Source organism: Serratia sp. CY74737 (genome assembly GCF_052166775.1).
Lineage (GTDB): Bacteria > Pseudomonadota > Gammaproteobacteria > Enterobacterales > Enterobacteriaceae > Serratia > Serratia ureilytica.
Map to the genome: position 1 here is coordinate 50,465 of NZ_JBJNOF010000001.1, position 25,104 is coordinate 75,568.

Consider the following 25,104-nt stretch of genomic DNA (forward strand, 5'->3'; position numbering starts at 1 on the left):
GGGCTTTTTTATTGCGCTTTGTCAGGCTTGTTCGCTAGCCGGCAAACCCGGACGGTAGGCGAGGAAATACATCAACCCGACAAAGCCGGCGCCGCCCAGCGCATTGCCGAGAAATACCGCGACGAAATTAGGCAGATACTGCTCCCAGCCCATGCCGCCGGCAAAGATGGCCGCCGGGATGATGAACATATTCGCCACCACGTGCTGGAAGCCGATGGCGACAAAAGCCATGACCGGGAACCACATGCCGATCACTTTGCCCGGCACATCTTTGCTGGCGAAGGCTAACCACACCGCCAGGCATACCAGCCAGTTGCAGCCGACGCCGGAAATGAAGGCGTGCAGGAAGTCCGCATCCACTTTGGCCTGCGCGATCGCCAGCGTCTTATGTAAAAACGCGCCTTCGGTCAGGCCCAGCAGGTGGCCGAAGAAGTAGGCGACGGCCACGCTGCCGGCGAAGTTGGCCAGGGTGACCCAAAACCAGTTGCGCAGCACGGCGATGGCGGGAATTTCACGGGCGAACCAGGCCATTGGCAAGGTCATCATGTTGCCGGTCAGCAGTTCGCCGCCGGCCAGAAGGGTCAGGATCAAACCGATAGGGAAGACCGCGGCCCCCAACAGCGCGCCGAAAGAGCCCCATTCGGCCGGCAGGGTGCCGATGACGTGAATATCCAGCAGGAAGCCGGTGGCGATAAAGGCGCCGGCGAGAAAGCCCAGAATCAGCAGATTAGCGAGAGGGGCGCGGCTTTTGTTTACCCCGGCCTGAACGGCGAGGGCGGCGATTTCTTTTGGTGAATGCAAAGACATGACGGACTCGGTTTATAGTAATAAAGTTTATGGCGCGGGCAGTCTATGCCGCTCGGGAGCCTGACTCAAGCGCATTTCGCTAACATTCCGTTAATTAAAAATCAACGTGATATGCAGGGTCTTTTGCCATTTTGAGAAGTAGCGCGTAAAATGGATGAACTCTGCGCAAAGTGATGATTTTTTGGCGCCAAAGATGCTGATTTGGCGGCTTTTTCAACGCTTGATTCAGTAATTCAATTTAGCCGTTGACAGCTTTGAGCGGGTTTCATATTATGCGCCCCGTTCACAGCACAAAGTGATTGTGGAACGGGGCTATAGCTCAGCTGGGAGAGCGCTTGCATGGCATGCAAGAGGTCGACGGTTCGATCCCGTCTAGCTCCACCAACCTTCTTCTCAGAGAGGTTGGGGAATGCCGTAACGCCGGTCAACGCGTACCACTTTTGTGGGGCTATAGCTCAGCTGGGAGAGCGCTTGCATGGCATGCAAGAGGTCGACGGTTCGATCCCGTCTAGCTCCACCACCATTTGAAAAGCCGACCTTAGGGTCGGCTTTTTGCTTTTAACCATTTCTATGGGCATGGGAGTCTTACTTTCGTGCGGAAATAGACCTCCCGATGTCATCGAGAGGGGATACCAGTCTTCCAGCCGGGTCTTGCACCGGCGTGTTAGAACAATAATAAAACTAGCGATATGACACGGTGAATTGAGCCACCGCATTGACTTCGCCCGGCGTGATTTTTTCTTCCGTTTGGTAATATTGTACGCTGAGTGGGATTTCATTTATCCCTACCAATGTCTCGCTTAATACGTTGGTTGCGGAACCCAGTTCAAAGGGAATGCCGTTGTGCAGAATCTGCAGGCCGACGCCGTTGGCGGCCTCTTTGGAGGGCGTAATCGCCAAAACTTGATGATAGCCATTAACCGTTTCCCCGCGTATTTCCAAATCAACTTTTGTGTTGGCATTGCACTCCAGGGCGATGCTGAAGGGGGTATTTCCTGCCACGCTGCCAGGACCGGAAAATACTCGCCGATTAACCTTGTCTAAAATAACCTGTTTCGACGGCGTGTTCAGGCGACAGCCCTCTACGGCAATATTAACGGCAGGATAATAAATGTGGCCCAATCTCCTGGCATTTGAGGCTCTTAAGCAAGCATAGTTGAAAAAGAAAGAAGCGAACGAGGGCATGGTGCCTGGCTGTATGTCGCCGGTCTTTATCAGATAATGCTTAAAGTTAGCGCCTAGGATATAGCCGATAGGCGTCTCGCGGGGACCATAAAACTCGATGAGGCCCGGTTTATCATTAAGCGACATGGCAATACCGACACCCTTCCAACTCGTTTGATAGACAGTGATGCCATTGTACTTTAAGTCTGTCGCCGTTAGACCGGTGAAGGGTTGCATCACCAAATCTCCTCGCTCACCTAAGGAAAATCCTGTGTTGTTTTCCACCAGTTTTACTGCGAAGTTAGATTCTCCCTGGCCGATAAGATCGCCGATTTTGGCGCTGGCCGGGACGGTAATACCGGATTGCTCGATCCGTAGTGGATTGTGCCATATTACACGGCAATCACCATCTCCCCTGGCTGAACAGGAAAATAATAAGATCAGAATGCTTACTGCTTTGGCGATATGTGCGGCTGTGATTAGCCTTGATGTCGTCATGCTGATGTCCTTTGGCGATTATTCTCTCGCAAATGATTTATTAATCTGCTTATTACGGGCTACCATGCTCTAAAAATTTAATAAAGCAAGCGATAGTGATTTATCGTGTTTATCTTATTCACATTGCAAGCTAATCTGCTTAACTCTTGAGGCAGAATCGTTAGGCTCTATACTGTAACTTCCCTGGCAGCTTCCTCCTGCTCCCCAACGCAATGTTATTGTTCCAGCGTCTGGCATGCCGCTCATATAGACCGCGTTATTATTGCCGACGATACCTGATTTCGCTGGGTCGCCGCGCAATGTGGCAACGGCGCCGAAAGGAATTTCCGTCCCACGATGATGTACTTTGAAAATAATTCGGTTTCCTATGTTAGATGCAAAGTTGGCGACAACAATGGCGCCTTTCGTCGGGATGACGGTTTGGCTATTGTTCTCTATTTCTACTGAGTCATCAAAGGACTGCGGGTTTAAATTAATTCGATTCTTATGATAACTGTTGATATAAGGTACCACGGCATAGCCTCGCGAATCTGTGGTGACACCGGTACTGTTGATGATTTCAACATTGTGTGCATTTGGCACTTCGACTAAAGCAATAGTGTCACCCAGCGATTGGGATAGTGTAATGCCGTTTCGATGAACCACGGCGCCGCCTCGTAAACTGTAGTTTATTCGCTGCACATCTTTATCAAAGCTGTATCCGGCGCCAATTTCACCATATCTACTGCGATAATAAGCCGAACTGTTGCCAGAATAGCCGTCACGAGTACCGCTTTGAGCTGCAGAGACGTTATAACTGAGCTGGTTATTTTCCAGTGCGGTACCACTTAGCCCTAATTGCTGATTGAGTTTGCCTTTGCTGCTCTTGCTCGAGGTATAGTTCATCCAGCTGTTTGATTGCCCTTTGCTTAACGGAATCTGGACGTTAAGCGTGGCGATCTTGTCGGGCTTGTCCGTATAGCGGCCGCTGTTGTAGCCCAATCCAATATTGTAACTCACTCCAGATTGGTTCGTGGAAAATCCCATGAGAAAATTTCGTTCAACGGCATCGCTGTGCCAATAGTTTTGTTGGTAACCATTGATGTATAGACTGCCGAAATCACGGATAGGCTGATTAATATTGAGAACCAGCCGGCTTCTTTTCACGCCGCGCGCCAGCCAGTTTCTTTCAATGTTGGCATTCATATCACTGAGCTGCGAGAAACTTAAGTAGCCAGACGTCGAGTATTGATAGCCGGCCAGCGTAAAGTTGGTACCCGTTGCTTCAATATTTTTTGCGTACTGGATACGGTATTGTTGTCCTTTACGATCCTGCCCTGTGGCTAATCGGCTTTTGGTGTGAGTGACATCGGCAGAGACGGAGCCGAAATGCCCCAGGCTGCTGCCAATGCCGGCAGAAATTCCCTGGTGCTTTTCCGAAATAATGGCGCCACCATAGAGTGTTTTATCATCTTTAAGACCATAAATCGTCGATGCCTGTAGAAACTTATACTTTTGGTTAGCGCTTCGCGCAGAGCGATATTCCCCCATTGTGAATTCATTTCTTATCATGTTCTCCCTGAGCATAATAGGAACGGAGGAAAAAGGCTGAAAGAAACTCCTTTCTGAGCCATCCGCTTCTTTGATGATCACCTGTAACCCACCGCTGGAAGTGGTAGGGTAAATATCAGTTATCTCAAAACTCCCCGCAGGCACATATGTTTGATAAATCATATAGCCATTTTGTTTTATAGTGATCTCTGCATTGCTTTGCGCTATGCCTCTCACCGTCGGGGCAAAGCCTCTCTGGCTGTCGGGCCACATGCTGGGATCGCTTGCTAATTTCAGACCGCGAAATTGAAAACTGTCAAAAACGTCGCCCGATGTTGAACTATCGCCAATGGTCAGCGTGTTTTTGCTGTCCCGAAAGCTGCGCTCGGCATAGGTGTTGATACCTTTCCATTTAGTACTGCTTTGGTTTGAATAGGTAGAGTAGTTTCTGAAGCGCCAGGCATCATAGTTAAAACCACTGCGCAAGTTTAAATATTGATTTCCATTATATTTTTTATTTTTCGTTTTCCATGACTCGGTACCACTAAAACTGTAATCCATTAAAAATGCGCGAATGCCATCATCCCAAAGTGCGGGGTTAACCCAGTCTCTAGGAAGATTTTCGATATAAGCTTGCGGGATATTTAAATCCAATCGTTGTCGATTAAAATCAAACTTGGCCTGACTGCCGGGAATAATCTTGCTGATAGGCGTTGAGGCAAGGTCGGTGTCATTGTTTACTTCCAGCTTGTCCATGCGAACACCGAGGTTAACCAGAGCGCTGCGACAGATTCGGGGCTGCAAAGTACCATCCACATAATAGAAAGACACTTTTTTATTAGCGAAAAATACATTATTCAAATAGATATCAACCCAATACTCACCAGGCAATTGACTGCGCGCACTATTAAAGTGGGATAAGTCAGTTATGGTCTGGTAATCTCTGTTCAGCGCTGAGGGTTCAAAGTAGTCTTCAGCTAAAACCGCAGGTGAAGATAGAACACAAAAAAACAGCACCGATGTTTTATTGGTGGCCTTGTTATTCATCGTCATTTTCGCATCCCCAGGCAAATACTATAATGGTGCGCTTATCGCACGGGTCACTCCCCCATAGTCATTGATGGCTTGCCATTTTATTTCTTTACCATGAGCTTCCTGTGGCAATAGCCATTTTTTCGTGCTTTGTGGCGCGATCATATCGACCTCTTTTACCTCTTTTCCATCAATGCTTACTGAGTAAAAGGAGACGTAAAACGGTGACGGATTTTTTGCCTCTAAGGTCTTTCCTTTCAAGGAGAAATGAATTTTTTTGTAGGCATCTATGGCTTCATCTCTTGATAGGGTTTTGGGGCGATAAAATAGCTTTATTTTATTTTGTACGGTAATGAGCAACTTGTTTTCTTTTGATTTTTTGGTTGAGGGTATTGATCTTACGCTCAGCCAATATATCGATTCCTTATGTTGTGGCAGATTTCCTCCAGAATAAATGACTCTGATGATATTATCCTGTTCTGGTTCCAGTCTAAATAATGGCGGGGTGACAACAAATGGAACCTCTTTTTTATCTTCAGGCGAGAAACTTTCTACCCAAGTTTGAATAAGCACCGGGCTATTGTGATCCTGGTTGGTGACGGAAATGTTTGCCTCTTTTTTATCTTCTTCATAAACGATACGTGTACCGGCTAGCGTTACGCTTGCCGATGCGCCGCATGAAAAAAAGACTATTGCCAGCAAAGAATATTTACTTAGCTTCATTATTATGGCGTCCTTGATGTTTTTTGCCGTCAGGCCAGCCATATTTGCTGACCTGACAGGCTGTTTTTATCAGTTATATGAAATGCTAAATTGTGTCGTGGCATTAGCCGGCCCGACCGTGACCTTATCCGATGTCGCCATATATTTAGCGACATAGGTAAAGACGTTGTTGATGTCTTTCTGCACGCTCTGCGCATTAGAAAACGAAGCCATAGGAATTTGCGTGGTGCCGTCAGCCTCATAGAGGGCTACGCCAAGACCCGTTGCCACACCGCTTTCTGAATTGAGTGACAACAATGTCGAGTTGCCTTGTGCATATGTCCCGTCGAATTTTACCGACGCTTTTGTCACCGTTTCAGGGCAGCTGGTTAAAGCAATACTGAACTTTGTCGGCAGGGCGGTATCGCCAGCACTTTTAAATGCTTTGGCGCTGATGTTGCCCATCGGAATGGTTTGGTTGGCGCTGCCGGCGACTACGGTGCAGGTTTGATCGGTGACATTGCCGGTGAAATTAATGGTGCCGTCCGCCGCGGCAGCCTTGGTAATGGTGGTCATCGCCAAAGGAACACCGACAAGCAGCAATGAGTTCAGCATGTACTTATTCATATAAATATCCTTGTGTTATAACTGTATGTAAATTATACGTTTTCTACTCTTGTACCATCATGTGTAAATAGATGTTAAATACCCCCTTTTTCTGGTGATTGATACCATGATTTTCATGTTAGATTTCTTTAAAAAACTGATTCTAGTTTTTTAAATGGTGTTTTGTGCTGGTTGTGTCGCGCATTTGGTGTGCTGTTTGTTAATGAAATTCAGTCTACATGAAAAAAAAATTGTCAGTCGTTAAGGGCGGCTATGGCTGTATTTTTGGTTTATAATTCTATATAAATAGTTTTTTGTGCTGTAATGGTGTGAATTTATATCAAATTTTAGCGATGTTAATAGTTTTATCCTCTGATTAATCGCGAAATAGTTAATGTGCTAATTAATGTTGGTTGTTGGTATCTATTGACATTGGTGCTGTTTTCTTGAAGAAACTATTGTCATTATTTCATTACGGCTGGATGAGGTTATCCATGAAAAAAAATAAAAATATCGCAATTGTGGGTGGCGGTGGGGTAACTGCGGCGATGACGGCGCTGGCTTGCGCCAGAAAAGGAATTTCCGTCGATTTCTTCCTTGATGACAGAGATTATGATGACTTTAAAACCTCCTTTGGAAATCATTGTCTGTGGCGACGCATTCATGAAAATAACCAACGCCTCAGCCGTTTATGTACCCAGTCGCAATGGATGTGGGAAAAATTCATTCTTTCCTCCAGCGGTGAGTTCGGCAGAAAAGAAAAGATGGTGCGCATCGTCGAAAGATCTGAAATACCTCACCTCGCGAGACTCTATGAACAGCATGATCTACCCTATGAAGTGAAAAACGGCGGAGATGATGAATCCATCAATTTTCCCTCTTTCCTTAACTGTAAAAATAAATCTGTTTTTGTGAGTTATGATTCCATTTTGCTAAATACGGCAGAAATTTTTTCCTACTTTCAGGATGAGCTGGCTTTCTTTACCAGTGTCAATGTTTTTAGAAACAAAAATATTGGCGACTTGAACAGTATCGAGAGTGGCGTGATTTTTTTTGATGAAAATAAACGCATGTACGACACGGTCATAAAGTTTACAAATGGCTATAATATCAATGAGATAGAATCACCCTTCGAGGTGTGCCCTGCCGTTAATCGGGTATTCAGAGATTATTATCTTTCCCACTCTGTGGGTAATCTGCTTTCGCCTATGATGATTACAGAAAGGGAGTTCAATTTGTGGATTGTCCCTTCTGTTGATGGCAAGATCGTCAGAGTAGGAGGAGATATTCATGTCCCTCAGTCTGCGGAGTTTTTGACGCGAAGCTTAGATATCGGTGCCTACATCGACCGCAGAAAGTTAGATATCATTTCGGATTCGTTGTTTACCATTATCTCTTCATTTTCCTATGTGGAAGGGACTTTGGCGGTGGTTCCATGTTGGACTTCAAGTGAAGATCACAAGAAAATCGTGGTCGTGGAAAGTGTTGATTCTTACTATAATGCGTCGCCGATTATTTCTGAGGAAATCACAGCGTTTTTAACGGATTCGAGCAACTAGCCTTTATTTTTAAAAGTCGGTTCAGAGTAAGGATGCATCTTATCATTAGCCGCTAGTGAACATTCTTCTTCACAATAACGTGCGTTCAATTTTACCGATATAATGGAAAGTACGCCCTAAAAACTAAGGTATTCGTTTTTTAGCGTGTTTTCTTTTTATACAAACTGCAAGTAAGGCTTTATGATTTGGCATGCCAACAGGCGCTGAGATTTATTTCTTCCCAGCGCAGAGGTGAGAGGTGCGGCAAATAATAAAAAAGGCGCCCGCAGGCGCCTTATCATTGCTGTAAATTTCAGGTTTAGCCCAGCACCAGACCCGCGATGGAAGCGGACAGGATGCTGACCAGCGTAGAGCCGTAGACCAGCTTCAGACCGAAGCGGGACACTACGTTGCCCTGGTGTTCGTTCAGACCCTTGATCGCACCGGCCACGATGCCGATGGAAGAGAAGTTGGCGAAGGACACCAGGAACACCGACAGGATCCCCAGGCTGCGCGGCGACAGCTCGGCAGAGACTTTCTGCAGTTCCATCATTGCCACGAATTCGTTGGAAACCAGCTTGGTGGCCATGATGCTGCCGACCTGCAGGGCTTCGTGCTTAGGAATACCCATGATCCAGGCGAACGGATAGAAGAAGTAGCCGAGGATTTCCTGGAAGCTCAGGCCGAAGATGGCGCTGAACACGCCGTTAAGCGCGGCGATCAGGGCGATGAAACCAATCAGCATCGCGGCGACGATAATCGCTACTTTGAAGCCGGCCAGGATGTATTCACCCAGCATTTCGAAGAAGCTCTGGCCTTCGTGCAGGTTGCCGAGGTGCAGCTCTTCTTCTTTATTGGTGTCGTACGGGTTGACCAGCGACAGCACGATAAAGGTGCTGAACATGTTCAGTACCAGCGCCGCCACCACGAACTTGGCGTCCAGCATGGTCATGTAGGCACCGACGATGGACATGGACACCGTAGACATCGCGGTCGCCGCCATGGTGTACATGCGCTTTTCCGACATCTTGCCCAGGATATCCTTGTAGGCGATGAAATTTTCGGATTGGCCCAGGATCAGCGAGCTGACGGCGTTGAACGACTCCAGCTTGCCCATGCCGTTCACTTTCGACAGCACGGTACCGATAATACGGATGATGAACGGCAGCACCTTGATGTACTGCAGAATACCGATCAGCGCCGAAATGAAGACGATCGGGCACAGCACCTTCAGGAAGAAGAACGCCAGGCCTTTGTCGCCCATGCCGCCGAACACGAAATCAGTCCCTTGTCCCGCAAACCCGAGCAGTTTGTCAAACAGCGCGGCGAATCCTTTTACGAAGCCCAAACCCGCTTCCGAATGCAGGAAAAAGTAGGCCAGCAGTACTTCGATAACTAATAATTGAATAACATAGCGAATGCGGATGCTTTTGCGATCGCGGCACACCAACAGGGCCAGGATCGCCACCACCACTATCGCCAACGCAAAGTGCGCAATATGGGACATGTTTGCTCCAAATTTGAGGCAGGCTGAATTTCGGCTGTCATTTTATGTAACGCTACGTTTAAAAACGAGACTTCTATTGCAAATATGGAAAATCATAGTGGGAGTTCTCCTAAAGTGTTGCGCAAAAGCATAAAAAATCAAGATGTTAACTCAGACATAGGAAATTCGTATTCTTGTGCTAACCTGTCTTTCAGGGGTATTGCAGCCAAAATCCCAACCCAAAAGCACGGAAATCGGCAAGTACGGTGTCGAACCCTTCGATAAAACCGTTAATGTTGGCTATTGCAGAGATAAGTTTTACCACTCTAAATGCGCTTGATAATTATTATCATTTATATAGAGTGGAGATAAACGTAATTTCAGTAAGGGTTCAACATATGCTGAACAGTCGCGTGGTTGAAACCACCTCCGGTCGCTCCGCCAGAAAAATCAAACTCTCGCTGATGGGGCCCGCCTTCATCGCCGCTATCGGCTACATCGACCCCGGCAACTTCGCCACCAATATCCAGGCCGGCGCCTCGTTTGGCTATAGCCTGTTGTGGGTCGTGGTCTGGGCCAACGTGATGGCGATGCTGATCCAGCTGTTGTCCGCCAAGCTGGGGATCGCCACCGGAAAAAATCTGGCCGAGCATATTCGCGATCGCTTTCCGCGGCCGGCGGTATGGGCCTATTGGGTTCAGGCGGAGATTATCGCCATGGCGACCGATCTGGCCGAATTCATCGGCGCGGCGATCGGCTTCAAACTGCTGCTCGGCGTCTCCTTGTTGCAGGGCGCGGTGCTGACCGGCATCGCCACCTTTTTAATTCTGATGCTGCAAAAGCGTGGACAAAAGCCGCTGGAATGGGTGATCGGCGGCCTGCTGCTGTTCGTCGCCGCCGCTTACATCGTCGAGCTGGCGTTTTCCCAGCCGCAGCTTGCGCCGCTGCTGAAAGGCATGGCGTTGCCCGATTTGCCCAACGGCGACGCGGTATTCCTGGCCGCCGGGGTATTGGGTGCCACCATCATGCCGCACGTGATCTATCTGCATTCGTCGCTCACCCAAGTTGGCGGTGAGCACGATAAGGCGGAGCGCTATGCTGCCACCAAAGTCGACGTCGCCGTCGCCATGACCATCGCCGGTTTCGTTAACCTGGCGATGATGGCCACTGCCGCCGCCGCGTTTCATTTCAGCGGCCACAGCGGCATCGCCGATCTTGACGTGGCCTATCTGACGCTGCAACCGCTGCTCGGGCAAGCCGCCGCCACCGTGTTTGGCCTGAGCCTGGTGGCCGCCGGTCTTTCTTCCACCGTGGTGGGCACGCTGGCGGGGCAGGTGGTTATGCAAGGGTTCGTGCATTTCCATATCCCGCTGTGGCTGCGCCGCGCGGTGACCATGCTGCCGTCGTTTATCGTCATCATGCTGGGAATGGACGCCACGCGCATTCTGGTATTGAGCCAGGTGCTGCTCAGCTTCGGCATTGCGCTGGCGCTGGTGCCGCTGCTGGCTTTCACCGGCAATCGGGCGCTGATGGGGGAGATGGTTAACGGCCCCGTGGTGCAAAACCTGGGCAAGCTGATCGTGTTGGTGGTGGTGGGGTTGAATGGCTACTTGCTGATCGGCAGTGTGCTGTAGGCGAAAACAGTGCGGGCCGGCGTTGCGCCGGCCCGTTGTCGTTAATCGCGGTCGTCATCGCCGTGGCGGCGCCAGCGATCGCGGTCATGATCGTGGTGGTGTTTTTTCTCTTTCTTCCAGTAATGCTTGTCGCAATGATGGTCGCATTTGTAATAGCGCCCGTCGCGCGAGTAGTAATATTTGCGCCAGTAGTCGCGGTCGCGCCAGCGATAGCCATCCCAGTAATAGCCGCGCGGGCTGCGATCGCCGAGATAGCGTCCCTGATGGCCTTGCCACCAGTCGCGATCGCGCCAGTCGTAACCGTCCCAGTAACGGCCGCGATTGTCCTGATCGCCGATGCGCAATGAAACGCCCGGCATCAGATCGATGCTGATCCCTTCGGCGTGCGCCTGCTGTGCGGCGGGCAGTACCGTCGCCGCCAAGATGGCGGCCAAGAGCAGAGGTTTAAACATGACTTCTCCTTTCCGCTTGCGCGGCCTGGCCGTTGATCACTTTATGAAGCGCGTTCATCAGTTTAAAAAACGGCCTTATCGTTATTTTTACTGCAATATCGGCATCATAGCGCCGGCGCATGGGGTTGAATCTGAGAGCCACTCTGAAAAGGGTGCCGGAGGCCGAGATTTGAGAGTTTTCTGGGGCATCGCCGCTCAATTGAGCGGCGGGATTTGTAAGCGATTACAATAAAATGTTCTCGATCTGCGCAAGCTCTTCTTCAGTGAAGTGACGATTGGCCAGCATGCCCACCGCGTCTTCTATCTGCGCAGTCTTGCTGGCGCCGATCAGCACCGAGGTGACGCGATCGCCGCGCAGCACCCAGGCCAGCGCCATCTGCGACAGCTTCTGCCCGCGTTGCCGCGCCAGCGCATCGAGGCGGCGCACCTTGTCCAGTCGGTCGGCGGTCAGCTGTTCCGGCTGCAGGAAACGGCTGCCGCTGGCGGCGCGGGAATCTTGCGGGACGCCGTGCAGATAACGATCGGTCAGCAGGCCGCCCGCCAGCGGGGAGAAGGCGATCGCGCCGACGCCATGATCCGCCAGCGTATCCAGCAATTCCGCCTCCGGCCCGCGTTCAAACATCGAATACTTGGGCTGGTGGATCACGCACGGCGTACCGAGCCGCTGCAGGATGTCGAACGCCTGGCGCGCGCGCTCGGCCGGGTAGTTGGACAAACCGACATACAGCGCTTTGCCCTGGCGCACCAACAGATCCAGCGCCGCCATGGTTTCTTCCAGCGGCGTGTCCGGGTCCGGCCGGTGGTGATAAAAGATATCTACATACTCCAGCCCCATGCGCTTCAGGCTCTGATCGAGGCTGGCGACCAGGTACTTTTTCGAGCCCCAATCGCCGTAGGGGCCGGGCCACATGGTGTAACCGGCTTTGGACGAGACGATCAGCTCATCGCGCCAGGCCCGCAGATCGGCGTTGAGTATGCGGCCAAAGTTCTCCTCGGCGGCGCCGGGCGGCGGGCCGTAGTTATTGGCCAAATCGAAATGGGTAATGCCGCGATCGAAGGCGCAGCGGATCAGGCCGCGGGCGTTGTCGTACAGCGTGGCGTCGCCGAAGTTGTGCCACAGCCCGAGCGAGACGGCGGGCAGCTTCAGCCCGCTGCGGCCGCAGCGCCGGTATTCCATATCTTGATAACGCGTAGGGGAGGCTTGGTAGGACATAGTTATCCTTGTCGGCGGGAGGTGAAGTGCTTTGAGTGTATACGCTTTCACACCGCGCTGCCGGGGGAGCGATCACAGCGCCGGCATGTAACGCCAGGTTGCCGCTCGACACGGAAAGCGCTGTTCGAAAATTAACCGTCATCTTCGATACTTAAAGATAATCGCTTCAGCTGCAGACAGGTGATGATCATGACTCAGATCTACACGGTGGCCGATTATCTGCTCGATCGTCTGGCCCAGATTGGCATCCGCCACGTCTTCGGCGTGCCGGGGGATTACAACCTGCAATTCCTCGATCACGTCATCGCTCATCCGCAAATCACCTGGGTAGGCTGCGCCAACGAACTCAACGCCGCCTACGCCGCCGACGGCTATGCGCGTTGCAAACCGGCGGCGGCGCTGCTCACCACCTTCGGCGTCGGGGAGCTGAGCGCGCTGAACGGCGTGGCCGGCAGTTATGCCGAATACCTGCCGGTGATCCACGTGGTGGGCACACCGGCGCAGCGTGCCCAGCGCGCCGGCGATTTGCTGCACCATTCGCTGGGCGATGGCGACTTCACTCACTTTGCGCGGATAGCCAAAGAAGTCAGCGTCGCACAGGCCAATCTGACCGCCGACAACGCCGCCAGGGAGATTGACCGCCTGATCGACGCCGCCTTGCTGGAGCATCGTCCGGTTTATCTGATGCTGCCCAGCGACGTAGCGGAAGCGCCGTTGCCGGCTAAACCGGCGCCGCTGATGCTGCGCCAGGCCAGGCTGTCGCGAAGCGCATTGCAGGCGTTTATCGCCGCAGCGCGTGAAAAGCTGCAATCGGCGCGGCAAGTGTCATTGCTGGCGGACTTTCTGGCGGACCGCTTTGGTGTTGAAACGGCGCTGGATAACTGGATGCAGGAGGTGGCTATCCCGCACGCCACGCTGCTGCTCGGCAAGGGCGTGCTGGATGAGAACCGCGACGGTTTTGTCGGCACCTACAGCGGCGGCGCCAGCGCTGCGGCGACCAAAGCGCTGATTGAAAATGCCGATGTCGTGATCACCGTTGGCGTGCGTCTCACCGACACCATTACCGGAGGATTCACGCATCATCTGCCGGCGGAAAAATGCATCGATATCCAACCGTTCGAAGCCTGGGTCGGTCGTCAACGGTTCAGCCGCATCCCGATGTGCGCCGCCGTGCAGGCGCTGCGCCGCCTGACTCTGTCGCTGGCGTCGCGCTGGCCGTTGCCGACGATCGGCCGTCCGGCGATGCCGGAAGGCGATGGGGAAGGGTTGGATCAGCACGCCTTCTGGCGGCAGATACAGGATTTCCTGCGGCCGGGGGATATCGTGCTGGCCGAGCAGGGCACGGCCTGTTTCGGCGCCGCGACCTTGACGCTGCCGCGTGGCAGCCGGATGATCGTGCAGTCGCTCTGGGGCTCGATCGGCTATACCTTACCGGCGACCTTCGGGGTGCAAACCGCCGAACCACAGCGCCGGGTGGTGCTGTTGATCGGCGACGGCGCCGCGCAATTGACCGTGCAGGAGCTGGGATCGATGCTGCGCGACGGGCTTAAACCGGTGATCTTCGTGCTGAATAATCAGGGCTACACGATTGAACGCGCTATCCACGGGCCGGAGCAGAGTTACAACGACATCGCCCGGTGGAACTGGACGCAGCTGCCAACGGCATTGGCCGGTGGGCGGCCGGTGACAGCGTTACGGGTCAGTCAGCCGGAGGCGCTGCGCCAGGCGCTGAGTGAGGCGGCGCAGGGCGACCGGCTGGCTTTCATCGAAGTGATGCTGCCGAAGATGGATATTCCCGAACTGCTCGATACGATCTCGCGCGTCATTCAGTCGCGCAACGCCGCCGCCTGAGCCGCGTCGTCTTCCAGCAATCGCTCCAGCATCCAGTACCCCGCCGGGCCCGGCGGGGTCAGTTTGGACCATACCGCATCCACAGAAATCAGTTTGGGCCAACCGCGCGGGCGCAGCTGGGTGAGCCTGCCGTGGCCGTATTGTTGCACCAGCCAGTGCGGCAGCACCGCCCAACCGAATCCCTGTTCCGCCATCTCGAGCAACAGCAGATAGCTGGGCGCCGACCAGACCAGCCCGCCTTGTCTGGCCGCTTCGGCGCCGGTGTAAGTGTTCAGGATCAGCTGACGAGTGCTGGATAATTGCTCCGGGGTCGGCGCGGCGACCTGCGCCAGCGGATGCCCATGCGCGACGAACAACCCCATTTCGGTCTGCTCAGGCAGGCGGGAGAAGGCGATATCCGGCGGATAACGTTTTTGCACTTCCACCATGCCCAAATGCGCGCGGCCGCTTTGCAGCAGATCGATAACGTCGCCTTCCTCGGCGATCATCCATTCCAGCTCAATCTCCGGGTAACGTTGTTCAAACCGCTGCATCAGGCTGTCGTGATGCTTCGGTTGATAGGTATCGGAAAATACCATGCTCAGGCGCGGTTCGACATTGCCCGCCAGCTGAATGCTCAGCGCGTCGAGTCGCTCGCTGGCGGCGAGGATCTCCTGCACGTGCCCCAGCACCTTGCGGCCGGCGGCGGTGAGCACCGGTTGGCGCGCGCTGCGATCGAACAGCGTCAATGCCAGGTCGGCTTCCAGATTGGCGATGGCGGTGCTGACGGTGGATTGGCTTTTGCGCAGCTTGCGCGCGGCGGCGGAAAATGAGCCGAGGGCGGCGGCTTCAACGAACGCCTGTAACGCTTCCGGTGAATAGTGCATATATCTACTTTATCGATGGAACCCATTTTTAATCTACCCAAAAAAGCGATGATAATCACCTGGCTTTCGCAACAACTGTTGAAAAAAAGGTGATGTATGCAACTGCAAAACAAGTCTCTCATTGAACGTATCGTCCACGCCGTCGGTTTCGAGGCCATCGCCGTGATGGTTTGCGCCCCGCTGGGCGCGTGGCTGCTGAACCGCTCAATGGTGCAGGTCGGTGCGTTGGCGGTGATGCTGTCCACCGTCGCGATGCTGTGGAACATGGTTTACAACACGGTGTTCGACCGCCTGTGGCCGGTCAGCCGGGTGGTGCGTAACCTGAAGGTGCGTGCGCTGCACGCCGTCGGCTTTGAAGCCGGTTTTATTCTGATCGGCGTGCCGATCGCCGCCTGGATGCTGAGCATTTCCTGGGCGCAGGCGTTTATGCTGGAAATCGGTTTCTTCCTGTTCTTCCTGCCGTACACCATGGCCTACAACTGGCTGTACGACACGCTGCGCCAGCGCTGGTTCGAAGCGCGCCAGCCGATCAATTCCGGCGCCAAATAAGGCGTCGTCAGCCCGGCGATTCTCAGGTAAGGTCAGAGGATCGTCGGAAAATACTGAGGAATGAAGGATGAAAGTGTTGGGTCTGCTGGGTGGCATGAGTTGGGAATCCACCATTCCGTATTACCGCACCATCAACGAGCAGGTAAAGGCGCGCCTCGGCGGGCTGCATTCGGCCAAAATCGTGCTCTACAGCGTCGATTTTCAGGAGGTTGAACGCTTGCAGCACCAGGGCGATTGGGATGGCGCCGGCCGGCTGCTGGCCGCCGCCGCCGTGGCTTTGCGCGCCGCCGGCGCCGAAGCTATCGTGATCTGCACCAACACCATGCACAAGGTGTCGGAGGCGGTCGAGCAGGCCAGCGGCCTGCCGCTGATTCACATCGCCGACGCCACGGCGCTGCAGGTGCGGGAGAAAAACATTCGCCGCGTCGGGCTGCTGGGCACGCGTTTTACCATGGAGCAGACCTTCTACCGCGGCCGCCTGCAGGAATTGCACGGCATCGATGTGGTGACGCCGATCAGCGCCGATCGTGACATCGTGCACCGCATCATCTATGACGAACTCTGCCTCGGCAAAATTCGCGACGCCTCGCGCGACGAGTATCGCCGGATCATCAGCGATCTGGAACAACAGGGCGCGCAGGGGATTATTTTCGGCTGCACCGAGATAGGGTTGCTGGTGAGCGAGCGGGATGCCTCGGTGCCGGTGTTCGACACCACCGCGATCCACGCTCGCGCCGCCGCGGCGTTCGCGCTGGCCTAATCGTCGTGCGGCGGTTGCCGGCGGTTCACCAGCATCAAGGGTTTGCCCGCCAGCGCCAGCCAGGCGGGCAGCATCACGATGCACAAGATCGGCAACAGGTGCAGATCCGGCACCACCGCCACCGCCATAAACAGGCTGAGCCAGCCGTCGCGCGTTACCACCAGCACCAGCCCCATGATGGCGCAGGAGACCGTGATCGCCGCCGGCACCGCCGGAACGTGCTGGTGCAGCATCAGCCCCAGCGCCACCCCGACGAACACCGCCGGGAAGATGCGCCCGCCGCGAAAGCCGCAGGCGGCGGCGATCACCAGCGCCGCCAGCTTGGTCAGGGTAACGGCCAACAGCGCCGGCACCGAATAGTTGCCGTCTGCCGCGAGGCGCTTCATTTCATCCAGCCCTTTGAACAGGGTAATCTCTCCGCCCACCAGCGCCAGCAGGCCCAGCACAAAGCCCCCCAGTCCTAGCATCAACACCGGATTCTTCATCGAATGGAACAGACGGTGCACGTGCGGGAAGCACCACAGCGCCACCATGCCGAGCGCGATGGCGATCAGCGCCACGATGGCGCCGCTGAAGATGTCCGGCAGCCGGGTTACGTCATAGGCGTCGAGCTGCAGGGCGAAATTGGGCACGAAGAACAGCTGGGTGGTGACCGCGCCGGCTGCGGCGGCCACGAGCGGGGCGAACAGCCGATCCCACAGCGGCGTTTCGTTATTGCCCGCCAGGGTTTGCGAGAAGATCAGCGCGGCGGCGACCGGCGTGCCGAACATCGCGCCGATGGTGCCCGCGGCCGCCAGGATGATCCAGTCCATGCGCGGCACTTTAGGCAGCAGGCGCGCCCCCGCCGCCGCCACCAGCGCGATATTGATGGCGGTGATCGGGTTCTCCGGCCCCAGGCTGACGCCGCCGGCCAGGCCGACGATCAGCGCCAATCCCAGCCCCGGCAGGGCGGAGAGCGGCAGCGGCATGCCGATCAGTGATTCCGTCGCCGGATCCGGCCCGGCATGGCCCGGCATGTAGCGCACGATCAGGCCGACCGCCACGCCGGTCAGCGTCAGCATGCCGAGCGGCCACCAGGGTGCCTGGGCGTCCAGGCTCAGTGCGTCGGGCAGCGTCACCCACAGCCATTGCTGCAGCGTAGCGGCGACTTTCATCATCAACAGCAGCACCAGACTGGAGGCGGAACCGATAATCAGCGCAGGCAAAGCAAAGGCCAACATGGCATTGGCGCGCGGATGCAGCATGGATAATCCCTTGTCGATGCCTCCATGCAGGGCAGGGAGAGCGGGTGGTTGGACAGTGACCACAGCTTGCCAGACTATCGGCGAGCAGGCACGCATTGATATTGCCCGGCGTCGATGACGGTTAACAGTCGCGGCGGCGCGTTTTTTGCCGCAATTTGTTTCAAATCGCGGCTTGGCGGGCCAGCTGAAACGTTTTTTGTGATCCGGATCGCTATTGGGGTGCAGATCCGAGGCGGGTGATTGTTGTTTTCGCAGCAGGATTTTACAGTGTGGGCAGCTTTTTATTTTTCATTTTGCGGAGACGAAATCAATGACCTATGCCCTCGTGGGTGATGTTGGCGGCACCAATGCCCGCCTGGCGTTGTGCACTGTTGCGACGGGTGAAATTACCCAGGCGAAAACCTATTCCGGCCTGGAGTTTGACAGTCTGGAGGCGGTGATCCGCCAATACCTGAAAGCGTGCGATATCGAGGTGCAGGACGCCTGTATCGCGATCGCCTGCCCGGTGACGGAAGACTGGGTCGCGATGACCAACCACAGCTGGGCGTTCTCGATCCAAGCGATGAAGGCCAGCCTGGGGCTGAGCCACCTGGAAGTGATCAATGATTTCACCGCCGTTTCGATGGCGATCCCGATGCTTTCACCTGATGACGTGCTGCAGTTTGGCGGCGGCGATGCGCAGCCGGGCAAACCGATCGCGGTGTACGGCGCCGGCACCGGGCTGGGTGTTGCCCACCTGGTGCAGGTCGATCGCCGCTGGGTCAGCCTGCCGGGCGAGGGCGGCCATGTCGATTTCGCACCGAATAGCGAAGAAGAAGACATTATTCTGGAGGTGCTGCGCGGTGAAGTGGGGCACGTTTCCGCCGAGCGCGTGCTGTCCGGACCGGGCCTGGTCAACCTGTATCGCGCCATCGTCAAGGCGGACAACCGCCTGCCGGAGAAACTGGAGCCGAAGGACATTACCGAGCGGGCGCTGGCCGACAGCTGCATCGACTGCCGCCGTGCGCTGTCGCTGTTTTGCGTGATCATGGGGCGCTTCGGCGGCAACCTTGCGCTGAATCTGGGCACCTTTGGCGGCGTGTACATCGCCGGCGGCATCGTGCCGCGCTTTATGGAATTCTTCAAGTCCTCGGGCTTCCGCGCCGCCTTCGAAGATAAAGGGCGTTTTCGTGACTATGTGCGAGACATTCCGGTGTTCATGATAACCCATGGCCAACCGGGCCTGCTGGGAGCCGGCGCGCATCTGCGCCAGACGCTGGGCATGCAGCTGTAAGCAACGTGGCGGCATGATAAAAAAAGGGGCGCAACCCGCAGGTTGCGCCCCTTGTCGTTTTCGCGGGGTATCAGGCTTTGGCCAGCTCTGCCGCCTGTGCCGTTTCTTCGCTTTCCACTTCCACGGCTTTCGGCGCTTTGATGAACAGCGTAATCAGCAAGGAGGCGGCGGACAGGACGCCAATCACCATGAAGGTGGCGTGGAAGCCGCCGAAGTATTTGGCGACGAACGAACCGGCCAGCGCGCCCAGGCCGAAGCCCTGGTAGATGATGCCGTAGTTCTTGCTGTGGTTTTTCAGACCGAAGAAGTCGCCGACAATCGCCGGGAACACGGTGATGTTGCCGCCGAAGCAGAAGGCCACTGCGCCGACGCAGATGAAGAACAGCGTGTGGTTCAGGGTCATGAAGCTCAGGGCGACAATCGCCAGCACGGTAACCAGCATGGTGAAGCTGATGACGCGCATACGGCCCACTTTATCGGACAGCGTCCCCAGGATGATGCGGCCGGCGGTGTTGAAGATGGCGACGGCGGACACGGTGTTGGCGGCGGTGGCCAAGTCCATCCCGGCCAGTTGAACGCCCATGTCTTTCACGATGCCAATCAGATACAGACCGCTCATGCAGGCGGCAAAGAAGATGGTGAACAGCAGGTAGGCTTCTTTGGTGGCCAGCATCTGGCGCACGCTGAAGTCGTTGCCCAGACCGTTGGCGCCTGGCTGTGCGGCGTTGGTCGCCAGCACCGGCTCTTTCAGCAGCAGGGAGCCGACGACGATCAGGCCCATCACGATGGCACCCCAGTAGAAGAAGGCGCCGGAAACGCCGACGTCGGCGATCAGGGCGGCGTTGACGTATTTGAACAGCAGGCTGCCGCTGCCGAAGGCGCCGACGGAGATGCCGGAAATCAGACCTTTGTTGGCCGGGAACCATTTGATCAGGTTGGACAGGGTGGAGATGTAGGCGATACCGACCGCAAAGCCCACCACCACGCCGGCCAGCAGGTAGATCATGTCGAGAGAGCTGACGTGAGCGCTGGCGATCAGGCCCAGGCCGACCAGGATGCCGGAGCACAGCGTCAGGTTGCGGATGCCGAAGCGTTCTTGCAGCTTACCGGCGAACAGCGTGGCGAAGGCCAGGAAGAAGCTGGTGATGGAGAAGGTGGTGGCGACGTCCGCCAGCCCCCAGTGGAACTTGTCGACCAGCGGCTGGTTGAACAGGCTCCAGGTGTAGATGGTGCCCAGACCCATCTGACAGATGATGGTGCCGAGAACGATTAAGCTGCGATTTGCCGGTTTGGTGTTCATGGCCGGTCTCCTTCCTGTGTGTGCGTTGCCGGGCGTGAGCCGTTGGCTGAAATTTGCGGGGTGAATCAGCGTTCCCGCGGTATGGGCTTATTATATGGCCGGCCCCTGTGGCGGGCGGCGGATCGGGAATGAGTTGCATGACGGAAGGAATGAAATGCATGTTATGCGGCGTGAGTTGCCGTTTTTGCGCCTGAAAGCCCGTGAAATGCCGGGGATGACACGTGATCTACATCAAAGATATCAACGATTTATTGTTAATCGCCGGTGAACGATTGTGGTGGAATTGTGAAGGATGCGTCTGAAAGGCGTAAATCGGCATTGCGCCTATAGAGCGGCGGTGAGCGCGGGGCTATGTTATCTGCGATCGGACAAGGTCCGCTCTGCAGGAGCCATGAAATGAAAAAAACGCTGTTGTTACTGGCTGCGCTGCTGGCGCTGCCGCTGGCGAGCCAGGCCGACGTCTCCATCGGCGTGAACGTGCCTGGCCTGTCGTTGCATATCGGCGATCGCGACAATCGCGGCCATTACTGGGACGGCTATCGCTGGCGCGATCCGCGCTGGTGGGCCGATCACCGCCGGTATGAACGCCCGCGCGGGTACTATTACGGCCCGCCGCCCCGGATTATTTACTACGGGCCGCCGCGGCGCGACTGGCGCGACCGGCCGCATTACCGCATGCCGCCACCGCCGCCGCCGGGGTATTACTACCGTCCGGGCCCGCGCTGGTAAGCGCTTACAGGCGCATCAGCTGGCGAAACTCTTTCACCTTGCTGCGGCTGACCGGCACTTCAAACTCAAGATCGCTCAGCCGCAAAATGTAGGTATTGTTGAACCAGGGCACGATCTCGCGGATCTTCGCTAGGTTAACGCAGTAAGAGCGGTGGCAGCGGAAAAAATGTTCTTCCGGCAGCCGGCCGTAAAACTCGGTGATGTTCATCGGCATCACGAACTCTTCCCGGCGGGTATAGACCCGCGTCACCTTTTCATCGGCGGCGGCGTAATAGATGTCGTTGATGTCGGTAACGATGATCCGCTCATCTTTGATCAGGTTGATGCTGTGGCTGCCGCGGCTCGGCGCGCTGGCCGTCTCCGTCGCGCCGGCGGGGCGCTGGTGCAGCGCCTCCAGCTTTTGCAGCATGGTGACGATGCGCGCCTCGTGATAGGGCTTGAGGATATAGTCGAACGCTTCGATCTCGAACGCTTCCACCGCGTGCTCTTTATAGGCGGTGATGAACACGATCGACGGGCGATGCGCGAACTTGCTGATGTTTTGCGCCAGCAACACGCCGTCCAGCGACGGGATGTTGATGTCGAGGAAAATGGCGTCGACCTGGTGAGTCTGCAGGTATTTGAGGACGTCGAGGCCATCTTCGAAGGTGGCGACGATATCGATATTGCTGTGTTTCTTGATCAGGTAGCTGAGTTCTTCCTGCGCGAGGAATTCGTCTTCCACGATAATGGCTTTCATGAGGCCTCCCCGACCGGCGGCGCGCTCGGCTCCTGATGCAGCTTGCCGCCGTTTTTGCTGATGTAGAACGCGATTTCGGTGCCCGGCTCCAGGCGGCGGATATGCAGCCCTTCACCGTACAGCAGTGACACGCGGTGGTGTACGTTGAGCAGGCCGATATTGTGGCCCGGCATCTCGTTGCGCGCCACCCGATCGATGGTTTCCTGATTGATGCCGTGGCCGGTATCCTTCACCGAAATTTTCACCCGGTCGCCCTGATCTTTCACTGCGATCACCACCACCCCTTTGCCCTTGCAGGGCTGGATGCCGTGCACGATGGCGTTCTCCACCAGCGGCTGGATCAGCAGGCTCGGAATGCGCACCGAGACGTCGTCGTCGATGTCGTAAATCACCGTCAGCTTGGCGCCGAAACGCGCTTGTTCGATGGCGATGTAATCCTGGATCTGATGCAGCTCCTTGCGGATATCGATCAGTTCGTCGTTCAGCTCCAGGTTGTAGCGCAGGTAGCGCGACAGGTTGATGATCAGCTGGCGCGCGGTGTCCGGATTCAGGCGGATGGAGGAAGAGATGGCGTTCAGAGCGTTGAACAGGAAGTGCGGGTTAATCTTGCTCTGCAGCGCGCGCATTTCGGCTTTATCCGCCATCTGGCGCAGGTGCTCGATGCGCGAAACCTCCATCTGCGTGGAGATGATCTGCGACAGCCCGACCGCCATCACCTTCAGCGTGTTGGTGATCTGGTGAGCGTGGCAGTAGTAAATTTTCAGCGCGCCGGTCACTTCGCCTTTTTCCCACAGCGGCACCACCAGCTGCGAATGGATTTGCGGCGCGGCCGGGTTTTCCAGGTTGTTTTTGATGATGATTTTGCCGTGGCGAATGCTTTCGCGAGTGACGCGGCTCAGCCCTTCGCGGCCGATCGGGTAGGCTTCGCGCCCTACGCCGACGTAAGCCAGCACCTGATGGGTATCGGTGATCGCCACTGCGTCGGCGCGGATATCCTGGCGGATGATATCGCAGATGGTGGCCAGCGATTCGCTGTTGATGTTGCGGAAATAGGGCAGCGTCTTGTGGGCGATATCCAGCGCCAGCTTGGCCTGGCGCGCGGCGATCACTTCTTTCTCATCCTCGACGCTCTGCACCAGCAGCACGATCAGGCCGATGCACACCGTGCCGAGGATCATCGGCAGGGCGATCTGCGACACGATGTCCAGCCCGAGCTCGGTCGGCTTGGCCCACAGCACGATCAGCAGCATGGTGAGGGATTCGCACAGCATGCCGCCGACGATGCCGGCGCGCCAGCGCTGCTCTTTTTTGACCTTGAGGTTGATGTAACCGGCGCTGATGCCGGCGATGATGCTGGTGATAAGGCAGGGCACCGAGGTGATGCCGCCGATGTCGATCAGATAACGGTGCACCCCGGCGATGATGCCGGTGACGATCCCCACCCAGGGGCCGAACAGGATGCCGCCGGCCATGATGGCGATGACGCGCACGTTGACCAGCGAGCCCTCAACGTTGATGCCGGAGTAGGTGCTGAACAGCGCGAACAGCGAGAAGATTGCCGTGACGATGCCGAGCTCAAGCGGCGTATGGTCTTCTTTTTGCAGCAGTTGGCGGAACAGCCGGGTGCGGGTCAGGAAAAACAGACAGATCAACATCAGCGCGGCGCGATCAAACACCGCCAACAGCATTTCAAAAAAAGGGTGCACGACGGGTTCTCGCTGCGGCCTACGGATGACGGCAGTATACCACAGCGAGAGAGGCCCGTGGCTGGGGGCGGCGGTCAGCGCATGCCGAGCTGCGCTTTGCCCAGCGGCGTCAGCAGCTCGACGGTGGCGCGGCCCTCGAAATCGACCTCGAAATCGTCGGGGGCGAAGTCCGGCGGCGTTCTGCCGTCGATAAAGCTCGGCAGCTGGCGCTGCAGATAAGCGTCGTTTTTCTCGCAGCCCGGCGCGGCGGCGATGTACATCACGTTGCTGTCGAACTCGCCGTTATGTTCGTTCTCCACCGCGTGGATCACATCGCAGTGCCAAAAGACCGTGTCGCCCGGCTCCAGATCGGGAATAGGGGAAATCCCGCTTAATAAAAGGGGATGCCATTTTTCCGAGATCGACAGCGCGCGGCCCGGCGCCGCATCGCACAGATCGTCATCGGCGACGTCGTCCTGCAGCGCGCGCAGCAGCACATAGGCCATGGCGTTGGCGATTGGCACCAGGTTCAGCGTGCCGGCGTTGGTGCGCTGCGGCGTCAGCGCCGTCCAGCCCTGGAAGGTGCGGAACATCGAGCAGACCGCCGGAGAGGCTATCTCGCGCACTTCGGTGCGGCCGTCGGCGGCGAAGGGATCGTACTGCTGCCAGTCGCCGGAGAAGACGTGGCGATACACATAGCGGAAGTTCTCGTCCAGCCAGCGCTCGATGGTGCCGCTGTCGACGTGCGGCGACAGGCCCAGCGACGAGGAGTTCGGCGGGCGGCGGCGGGTGCGATCGGCGTAGGTGGCGACGCGAGTCGGATCGAAATGCTGTTTGCCGTTGCTTTCGGTGGCCCACAGGCTGTTGAGGAACACCTGCACCGCATGCATGCGCGCGTCCTGCCGCGCTTCAACCTGCGGTTTTGACCAATAGATGCCGTAGATCTGTGGCTTGCTGGCGGCCAGCTTGCCGAAATAGTTGTCTTCGGCGGCGTTCTTCAATCGCTCGACGAAGTTGTTGCGATCGAGGTAATCGCCGATTTCGCGGTTCCAGCCCTCAGCTTTGGCGCGCGGAAACACCCCGCGAATAGCGCAGGCACCGCGTTGTTTGATCAGCGCTTTTTGTTGTTCAGTGACGCGCTGCTGCAGGATATCTTCCGCGTCAATTTGCGGCACCGGGTTGTGGCCGGCGGCCAGTTCGCGGCGAATCTGTTCGACCTGGCCGCGGATGTTCTCTTCCAGTGCCTGGAATACGTCGCGATAGTTGGGCAATGCCTGGCGCAGCTGACGCTTGACGTTAACGATCGCCTGCGGAATATCGTCGATGACTAAAGAGGCCATGGTGTTCTCCTGATGCCGCGTGGGTAACGGCGGCGGGCAGTTGTAGGGAATCGGGCAAGACGTTATGGTTTTGTGGTTTTAACGTAAATGATTATCGGCAACCAAT

Annotated in this window: 22 protein-coding genes and 2 tRNA genes; 10 read left to right on the forward strand and 14 right to left on the reverse strand. The window is 55.9% G+C overall.

The genetic code is table 11. The features are described from left to right. Positions 1–21 precede the first annotated feature (21 nt). Positions 22–807, reverse strand: coding sequence for a formate/nitrite transporter family protein (locus tag ACJ8PE_RS00260; protein WP_047025272.1), 786 nt, complete (start codon positions 805–807; stop codon positions 22–24). Positions 808–1,115: 308 nt separating this feature from the next. Between ACJ8PE_RS00260 and ACJ8PE_RS00265 the strand changes: the two genes are divergently transcribed. Continuing rightward, positions 1,116–1,191, forward strand: a tRNA-Ala gene (locus tag ACJ8PE_RS00265). A 60-nt stretch (positions 1,192–1,251) separates the two neighbouring features. After that, positions 1,252–1,327: transfer RNA gene (locus ACJ8PE_RS00270), tRNA-Ala, on the forward strand. Positions 1,328–1,488: 161 nt separating this feature from the next. Here the strand turns inward: ACJ8PE_RS00270 and ACJ8PE_RS00275 are convergent. The 4 genes from ACJ8PE_RS00275 to ACJ8PE_RS00290 form a co-directional block, all read right to left on the reverse strand. Continuing rightward, positions 1,489–2,469 (reverse strand): fimbrial protein, encoded by a 981-nt coding sequence (locus tag ACJ8PE_RS00275; RefSeq protein ID WP_197761683.1) that lies wholly within the window; start codon positions 2,467–2,469, stop codon positions 1,489–1,491. A 114-nt stretch (positions 2,470–2,583) separates the two neighbouring features. Continuing rightward, the gene (locus ACJ8PE_RS00280; RefSeq protein ID WP_197779720.1) at positions 2,584–5,052 is read right to left on the reverse strand and encodes a fimbria/pilus outer membrane usher protein; all 2,469 of its coding nucleotides are present in this window, start codon (positions 5,050–5,052) and stop codon (positions 2,584–2,586) included. Between the two features lie 21 nt (positions 5,053–5,073). Beyond that, complete coding sequence (locus ACJ8PE_RS00285; RefSeq protein WP_053056854.1) at positions 5,074–5,796, reverse strand: fimbrial biogenesis chaperone; 723 nt, start codon at positions 5,794–5,796, stop codon at positions 5,074–5,076. Between the two features lie 27 nt (positions 5,797–5,823). After that, positions 5,824–6,360, reverse strand: coding sequence for a fimbrial protein (locus ACJ8PE_RS00290; RefSeq protein ID WP_033648118.1), 537 nt, complete (start codon positions 6,358–6,360; stop codon positions 5,824–5,826). A gap of 473 nt (positions 6,361–6,833) precedes the next feature. On the opposite strand from ACJ8PE_RS00290, the gene ACJ8PE_RS00295 reads away from it, so the two are divergent. Next, on the forward strand, positions 6,834–7,898 hold the full coding sequence (locus tag ACJ8PE_RS00295; RefSeq protein ID WP_197761687.1) for an FAD-dependent oxidoreductase: 1,065 nt from the start codon (positions 6,834–6,836) through the stop codon (positions 7,896–7,898). Between the two features lie 298 nt (positions 7,899–8,196). Here ACJ8PE_RS00295 and ACJ8PE_RS00300 read toward each other — a convergent pair whose 3' ends face one another. Then, positions 8,197–9,384: a NupC/NupG family nucleoside CNT transporter gene (locus ACJ8PE_RS00300; protein ID WP_004936373.1), complete on the reverse strand. Its 1,188-nt coding sequence runs from the start codon at positions 9,382–9,384 to the stop codon at positions 8,197–8,199. Positions 9,385–9,761: 377 nt separating this feature from the next. On the opposite strand from ACJ8PE_RS00300, the gene ACJ8PE_RS00305 reads away from it, so the two are divergent. Next, positions 9,762–10,997, forward strand: coding sequence for an Nramp family divalent metal transporter (locus ACJ8PE_RS00305; protein ID WP_046896265.1), 1,236 nt, complete (start codon positions 9,762–9,764; stop codon positions 10,995–10,997). Positions 10,998–11,038: 41 nt separating this feature from the next. Here ACJ8PE_RS00305 and ACJ8PE_RS00310 read toward each other — a convergent pair whose 3' ends face one another. Next, complete coding sequence (locus ACJ8PE_RS00310; RefSeq protein ID WP_046896266.1) at positions 11,039–11,449, reverse strand: DUF2502 domain-containing protein; 411 nt, start codon at positions 11,447–11,449, stop codon at positions 11,039–11,041. On the opposite strand from ACJ8PE_RS00310, the gene ACJ8PE_RS00315 reads away from it, so the two are divergent. After that, positions 11,448–11,681, forward strand: a complete 234-nt coding sequence (locus ACJ8PE_RS00315; RefSeq protein WP_197761689.1) for a hypothetical protein — start codon at positions 11,448–11,450, stop codon at positions 11,679–11,681. The two genes, ACJ8PE_RS00310 and ACJ8PE_RS00315, sit on opposite strands and share 2 nt — an antisense overlap. Here the strand turns inward: ACJ8PE_RS00315 and mgrA are convergent. Further along, on the reverse strand, positions 11,673–12,662 hold the full coding sequence (mgrA, locus tag ACJ8PE_RS00320) for an L-glyceraldehyde 3-phosphate reductase (protein ID WP_442536689.1): 990 nt from the start codon (positions 12,660–12,662) through the stop codon (positions 11,673–11,675). The two genes, ACJ8PE_RS00315 and mgrA, sit on opposite strands and share 9 nt — an antisense overlap. Before the next feature lie 189 nt (positions 12,663–12,851). Here mgrA and ACJ8PE_RS00325 point away from each other — a divergent pair, with 189 nt between their 5' ends. Continuing rightward, on the forward strand, positions 12,852–14,513 hold the full coding sequence (locus tag ACJ8PE_RS00325; RefSeq protein ID WP_197792570.1) for an alpha-keto acid decarboxylase family protein: 1,662 nt from the start codon (positions 12,852–12,854) through the stop codon (positions 14,511–14,513). On the opposite strand, the gene ACJ8PE_RS00330 is transcribed toward ACJ8PE_RS00325, so the two are convergent. Then, entirely contained in the window at positions 14,489–15,379 is an 891-nt protein-coding gene (locus tag ACJ8PE_RS00330; RefSeq protein WP_033651995.1) for a LysR family transcriptional regulator, read from the reverse strand. The two genes, ACJ8PE_RS00325 and ACJ8PE_RS00330, sit on opposite strands and share 25 nt — an antisense overlap. Before the next feature lie 96 nt (positions 15,380–15,475). Here ACJ8PE_RS00330 and ACJ8PE_RS00335 point away from each other — a divergent pair, with 96 nt between their 5' ends. Together ACJ8PE_RS00335 and ACJ8PE_RS00340 are read left to right on the forward strand one after the other, a co-directional pair. Beyond that, complete coding sequence (locus tag ACJ8PE_RS00335; RefSeq protein ID WP_016926809.1) at positions 15,476–15,928, forward strand: multidrug/biocide efflux PACE transporter; 453 nt, start codon at positions 15,476–15,478, stop codon at positions 15,926–15,928. 67 nt (positions 15,929–15,995) lie between these two features. Next, positions 15,996–16,688 carry an aspartate/glutamate racemase family protein gene (locus tag ACJ8PE_RS00340; RefSeq protein WP_197792571.1) on the forward strand — a complete coding sequence of 231 codons (693 nt, stop codon included), beginning with the start codon at positions 15,996–15,998 and terminating at the stop codon, positions 16,686–16,688. Here ACJ8PE_RS00340 and ACJ8PE_RS00345 read toward each other — a convergent pair. Next, positions 16,685–17,932 carry an ion channel protein gene (locus ACJ8PE_RS00345; protein ID WP_033643940.1) on the reverse strand — a complete coding sequence of 416 codons (1,248 nt, stop codon included), beginning with the start codon at positions 17,930–17,932 and terminating at the stop codon, positions 16,685–16,687. The two genes, ACJ8PE_RS00340 and ACJ8PE_RS00345, sit on opposite strands and share 4 nt — an antisense overlap. 310 nt (positions 17,933–18,242) lie before the next feature. On the opposite strand from ACJ8PE_RS00345, the gene glk reads away from it, so the two are divergent. Continuing rightward, on the forward strand, positions 18,243–19,205 hold the full coding sequence (gene glk / locus ACJ8PE_RS00350; protein WP_197779735.1) for a glucokinase: 963 nt from the start codon (positions 18,243–18,245) through the stop codon (positions 19,203–19,205). 70 nt (positions 19,206–19,275) lie between these two features. Here the strand turns inward: glk and ACJ8PE_RS00355 are convergent, their stop codons facing one another. Then, positions 19,276–20,505, reverse strand: coding sequence for an L-lactate MFS transporter (locus ACJ8PE_RS00355; RefSeq protein ID WP_033643939.1), 1,230 nt, complete (start codon positions 20,503–20,505; stop codon positions 19,276–19,278). Between the two features lie 396 nt (positions 20,506–20,901). On the opposite strand from ACJ8PE_RS00355, the gene ACJ8PE_RS00360 reads away from it, so the two are divergent. Then, entirely contained in the window at positions 20,902–21,234 is a 333-nt protein-coding gene (locus ACJ8PE_RS00360; RefSeq protein WP_197792573.1) for a DUF2502 domain-containing protein, read from the forward strand. Positions 21,235–21,238: 4 nt separating this feature from the next. Here ACJ8PE_RS00360 and ACJ8PE_RS00365 read toward each other — a convergent pair whose 3' ends face one another. The 3 genes from ACJ8PE_RS00365 to ACJ8PE_RS00375 form a co-directional block, all read right to left on the reverse strand. Then, entirely contained in the window at positions 21,239–21,973 is a 735-nt protein-coding gene (locus ACJ8PE_RS00365; protein WP_197761702.1) for a LytR/AlgR family response regulator transcription factor, read from the reverse strand. Further along, positions 21,970–23,661: a sensor histidine kinase gene (locus ACJ8PE_RS00370; RefSeq protein ID WP_025303750.1), complete on the reverse strand. Its 1,692-nt coding sequence runs from the start codon at positions 23,659–23,661 to the stop codon at positions 21,970–21,972. Before ACJ8PE_RS00370 ends, ACJ8PE_RS00365 begins: the two co-directional genes overlap by 4 nt. Before the next feature lie 92 nt (positions 23,662–23,753). Further along, complete coding sequence (locus ACJ8PE_RS00375; protein ID WP_042785138.1) at positions 23,754–24,998, reverse strand: DUF1479 domain-containing protein; 1,245 nt, start codon at positions 24,996–24,998, stop codon at positions 23,754–23,756. Between the last annotated feature and the right edge of the window lie 106 nt (positions 24,999–25,104).

Bases quoted from the DNA above. Each gene is read 5' to 3' on its own strand.
- ACJ8PE_RS00330 (WP_033651995.1), bottom strand. From the start codon at position 15,379: ATGCACTATTCACCGGAAGCGTTACAGGCGTTCGTTGAAGCCGCCGCC.
- ACJ8PE_RS00325 (WP_197792570.1), top strand. From the start codon at position 12,852: ATGACTCAGATCTACACGGTGGCCGATTATCTGCTCGATCGTCTGGCC.
- ACJ8PE_RS00315 (WP_197761689.1), top strand. From the start codon at position 11,448: ATGACTTCTCCTTTCCGCTTGCGCGGCCTGGCCGTTGATCACTTTATG.
- ACJ8PE_RS00275 (WP_197761683.1), bottom strand. From the start codon at position 2,469: ATGACGACATCAAGGCTAATCACAGCCGCACATATCGCCAAAGCAGTA.
- ACJ8PE_RS00375 (WP_042785138.1), bottom strand. From the start codon at position 24,998: ATGGCCTCTTTAGTCATCGACGATATTCCGCAGGCGATCGTTAACGTC.
- ACJ8PE_RS00310 (WP_046896266.1), bottom strand. From the start codon at position 11,449: ATGTTTAAACCTCTGCTCTTGGCCGCCATCTTGGCGGCGACGGTACTG.
- ACJ8PE_RS00280 (WP_197779720.1), bottom strand. From the start codon at position 5,052: ATGACGATGAATAACAAGGCCACCAATAAAACATCGGTGCTGTTTTTT.
- ACJ8PE_RS00365 (WP_197761702.1), bottom strand. From the start codon at position 21,973: ATGAAAGCCATTATCGTGGAAGACGAATTCCTCGCGCAGGAAGAACTC.
- ACJ8PE_RS00370 (WP_025303750.1), bottom strand. From the start codon at position 23,661: ATGCTGTTGGCGGTGTTTGATCGCGCCGCGCTGATGTTGATCTGTCTG.
- glk (WP_197779735.1), top strand. From the start codon at position 18,243: ATGACCTATGCCCTCGTGGGTGATGTTGGCGGCACCAATGCCCGCCTG.
- ACJ8PE_RS00360 (WP_197792573.1), top strand. From the start codon at position 20,902: ATGAAAAAAACGCTGTTGTTACTGGCTGCGCTGCTGGCGCTGCCGCTG.
- ACJ8PE_RS00285 (WP_053056854.1), bottom strand. From the start codon at position 5,796: ATGGCTGGCCTGACGGCAAAAAACATCAAGGACGCCATAATAATGAAG.
- ACJ8PE_RS00355 (WP_033643939.1), bottom strand. From the start codon at position 20,505: ATGAACACCAAACCGGCAAATCGCAGCTTAATCGTTCTCGGCACCATC.
- mgrA (WP_442536689.1), bottom strand. From the start codon at position 12,662: ATGTCCTACCAAGCCTCCCCTACGCGTTATCAAGATATGGAATACCGG.
- ACJ8PE_RS00300 (WP_004936373.1), bottom strand. From the start codon at position 9,384: ATGTCCCATATTGCGCACTTTGCGTTGGCGATAGTGGTGGTGGCGATC.
- ACJ8PE_RS00260 (WP_047025272.1), bottom strand. From the start codon at position 807: ATGTCTTTGCATTCACCAAAAGAAATCGCCGCCCTCGCCGTTCAGGCC.
- ACJ8PE_RS00295 (WP_197761687.1), top strand. From the start codon at position 6,834: ATGAAAAAAAATAAAAATATCGCAATTGTGGGTGGCGGTGGGGTAACT.
- ACJ8PE_RS00340 (WP_197792571.1), top strand. From the start codon at position 15,996: ATGAAAGTGTTGGGTCTGCTGGGTGGCATGAGTTGGGAATCCACCATT.
- ACJ8PE_RS00305 (WP_046896265.1), top strand. From the start codon at position 9,762: ATGCTGAACAGTCGCGTGGTTGAAACCACCTCCGGTCGCTCCGCCAGA.
- ACJ8PE_RS00345 (WP_033643940.1), bottom strand. From the start codon at position 17,932: ATGCTGCATCCGCGCGCCAATGCCATGTTGGCCTTTGCTTTGCCTGCG.
- ACJ8PE_RS00335 (WP_016926809.1), top strand. From the start codon at position 15,476: ATGCAACTGCAAAACAAGTCTCTCATTGAACGTATCGTCCACGCCGTC.
- ACJ8PE_RS00290 (WP_033648118.1), bottom strand. From the start codon at position 6,360: ATGAATAAGTACATGCTGAACTCATTGCTGCTTGTCGGTGTTCCTTTG.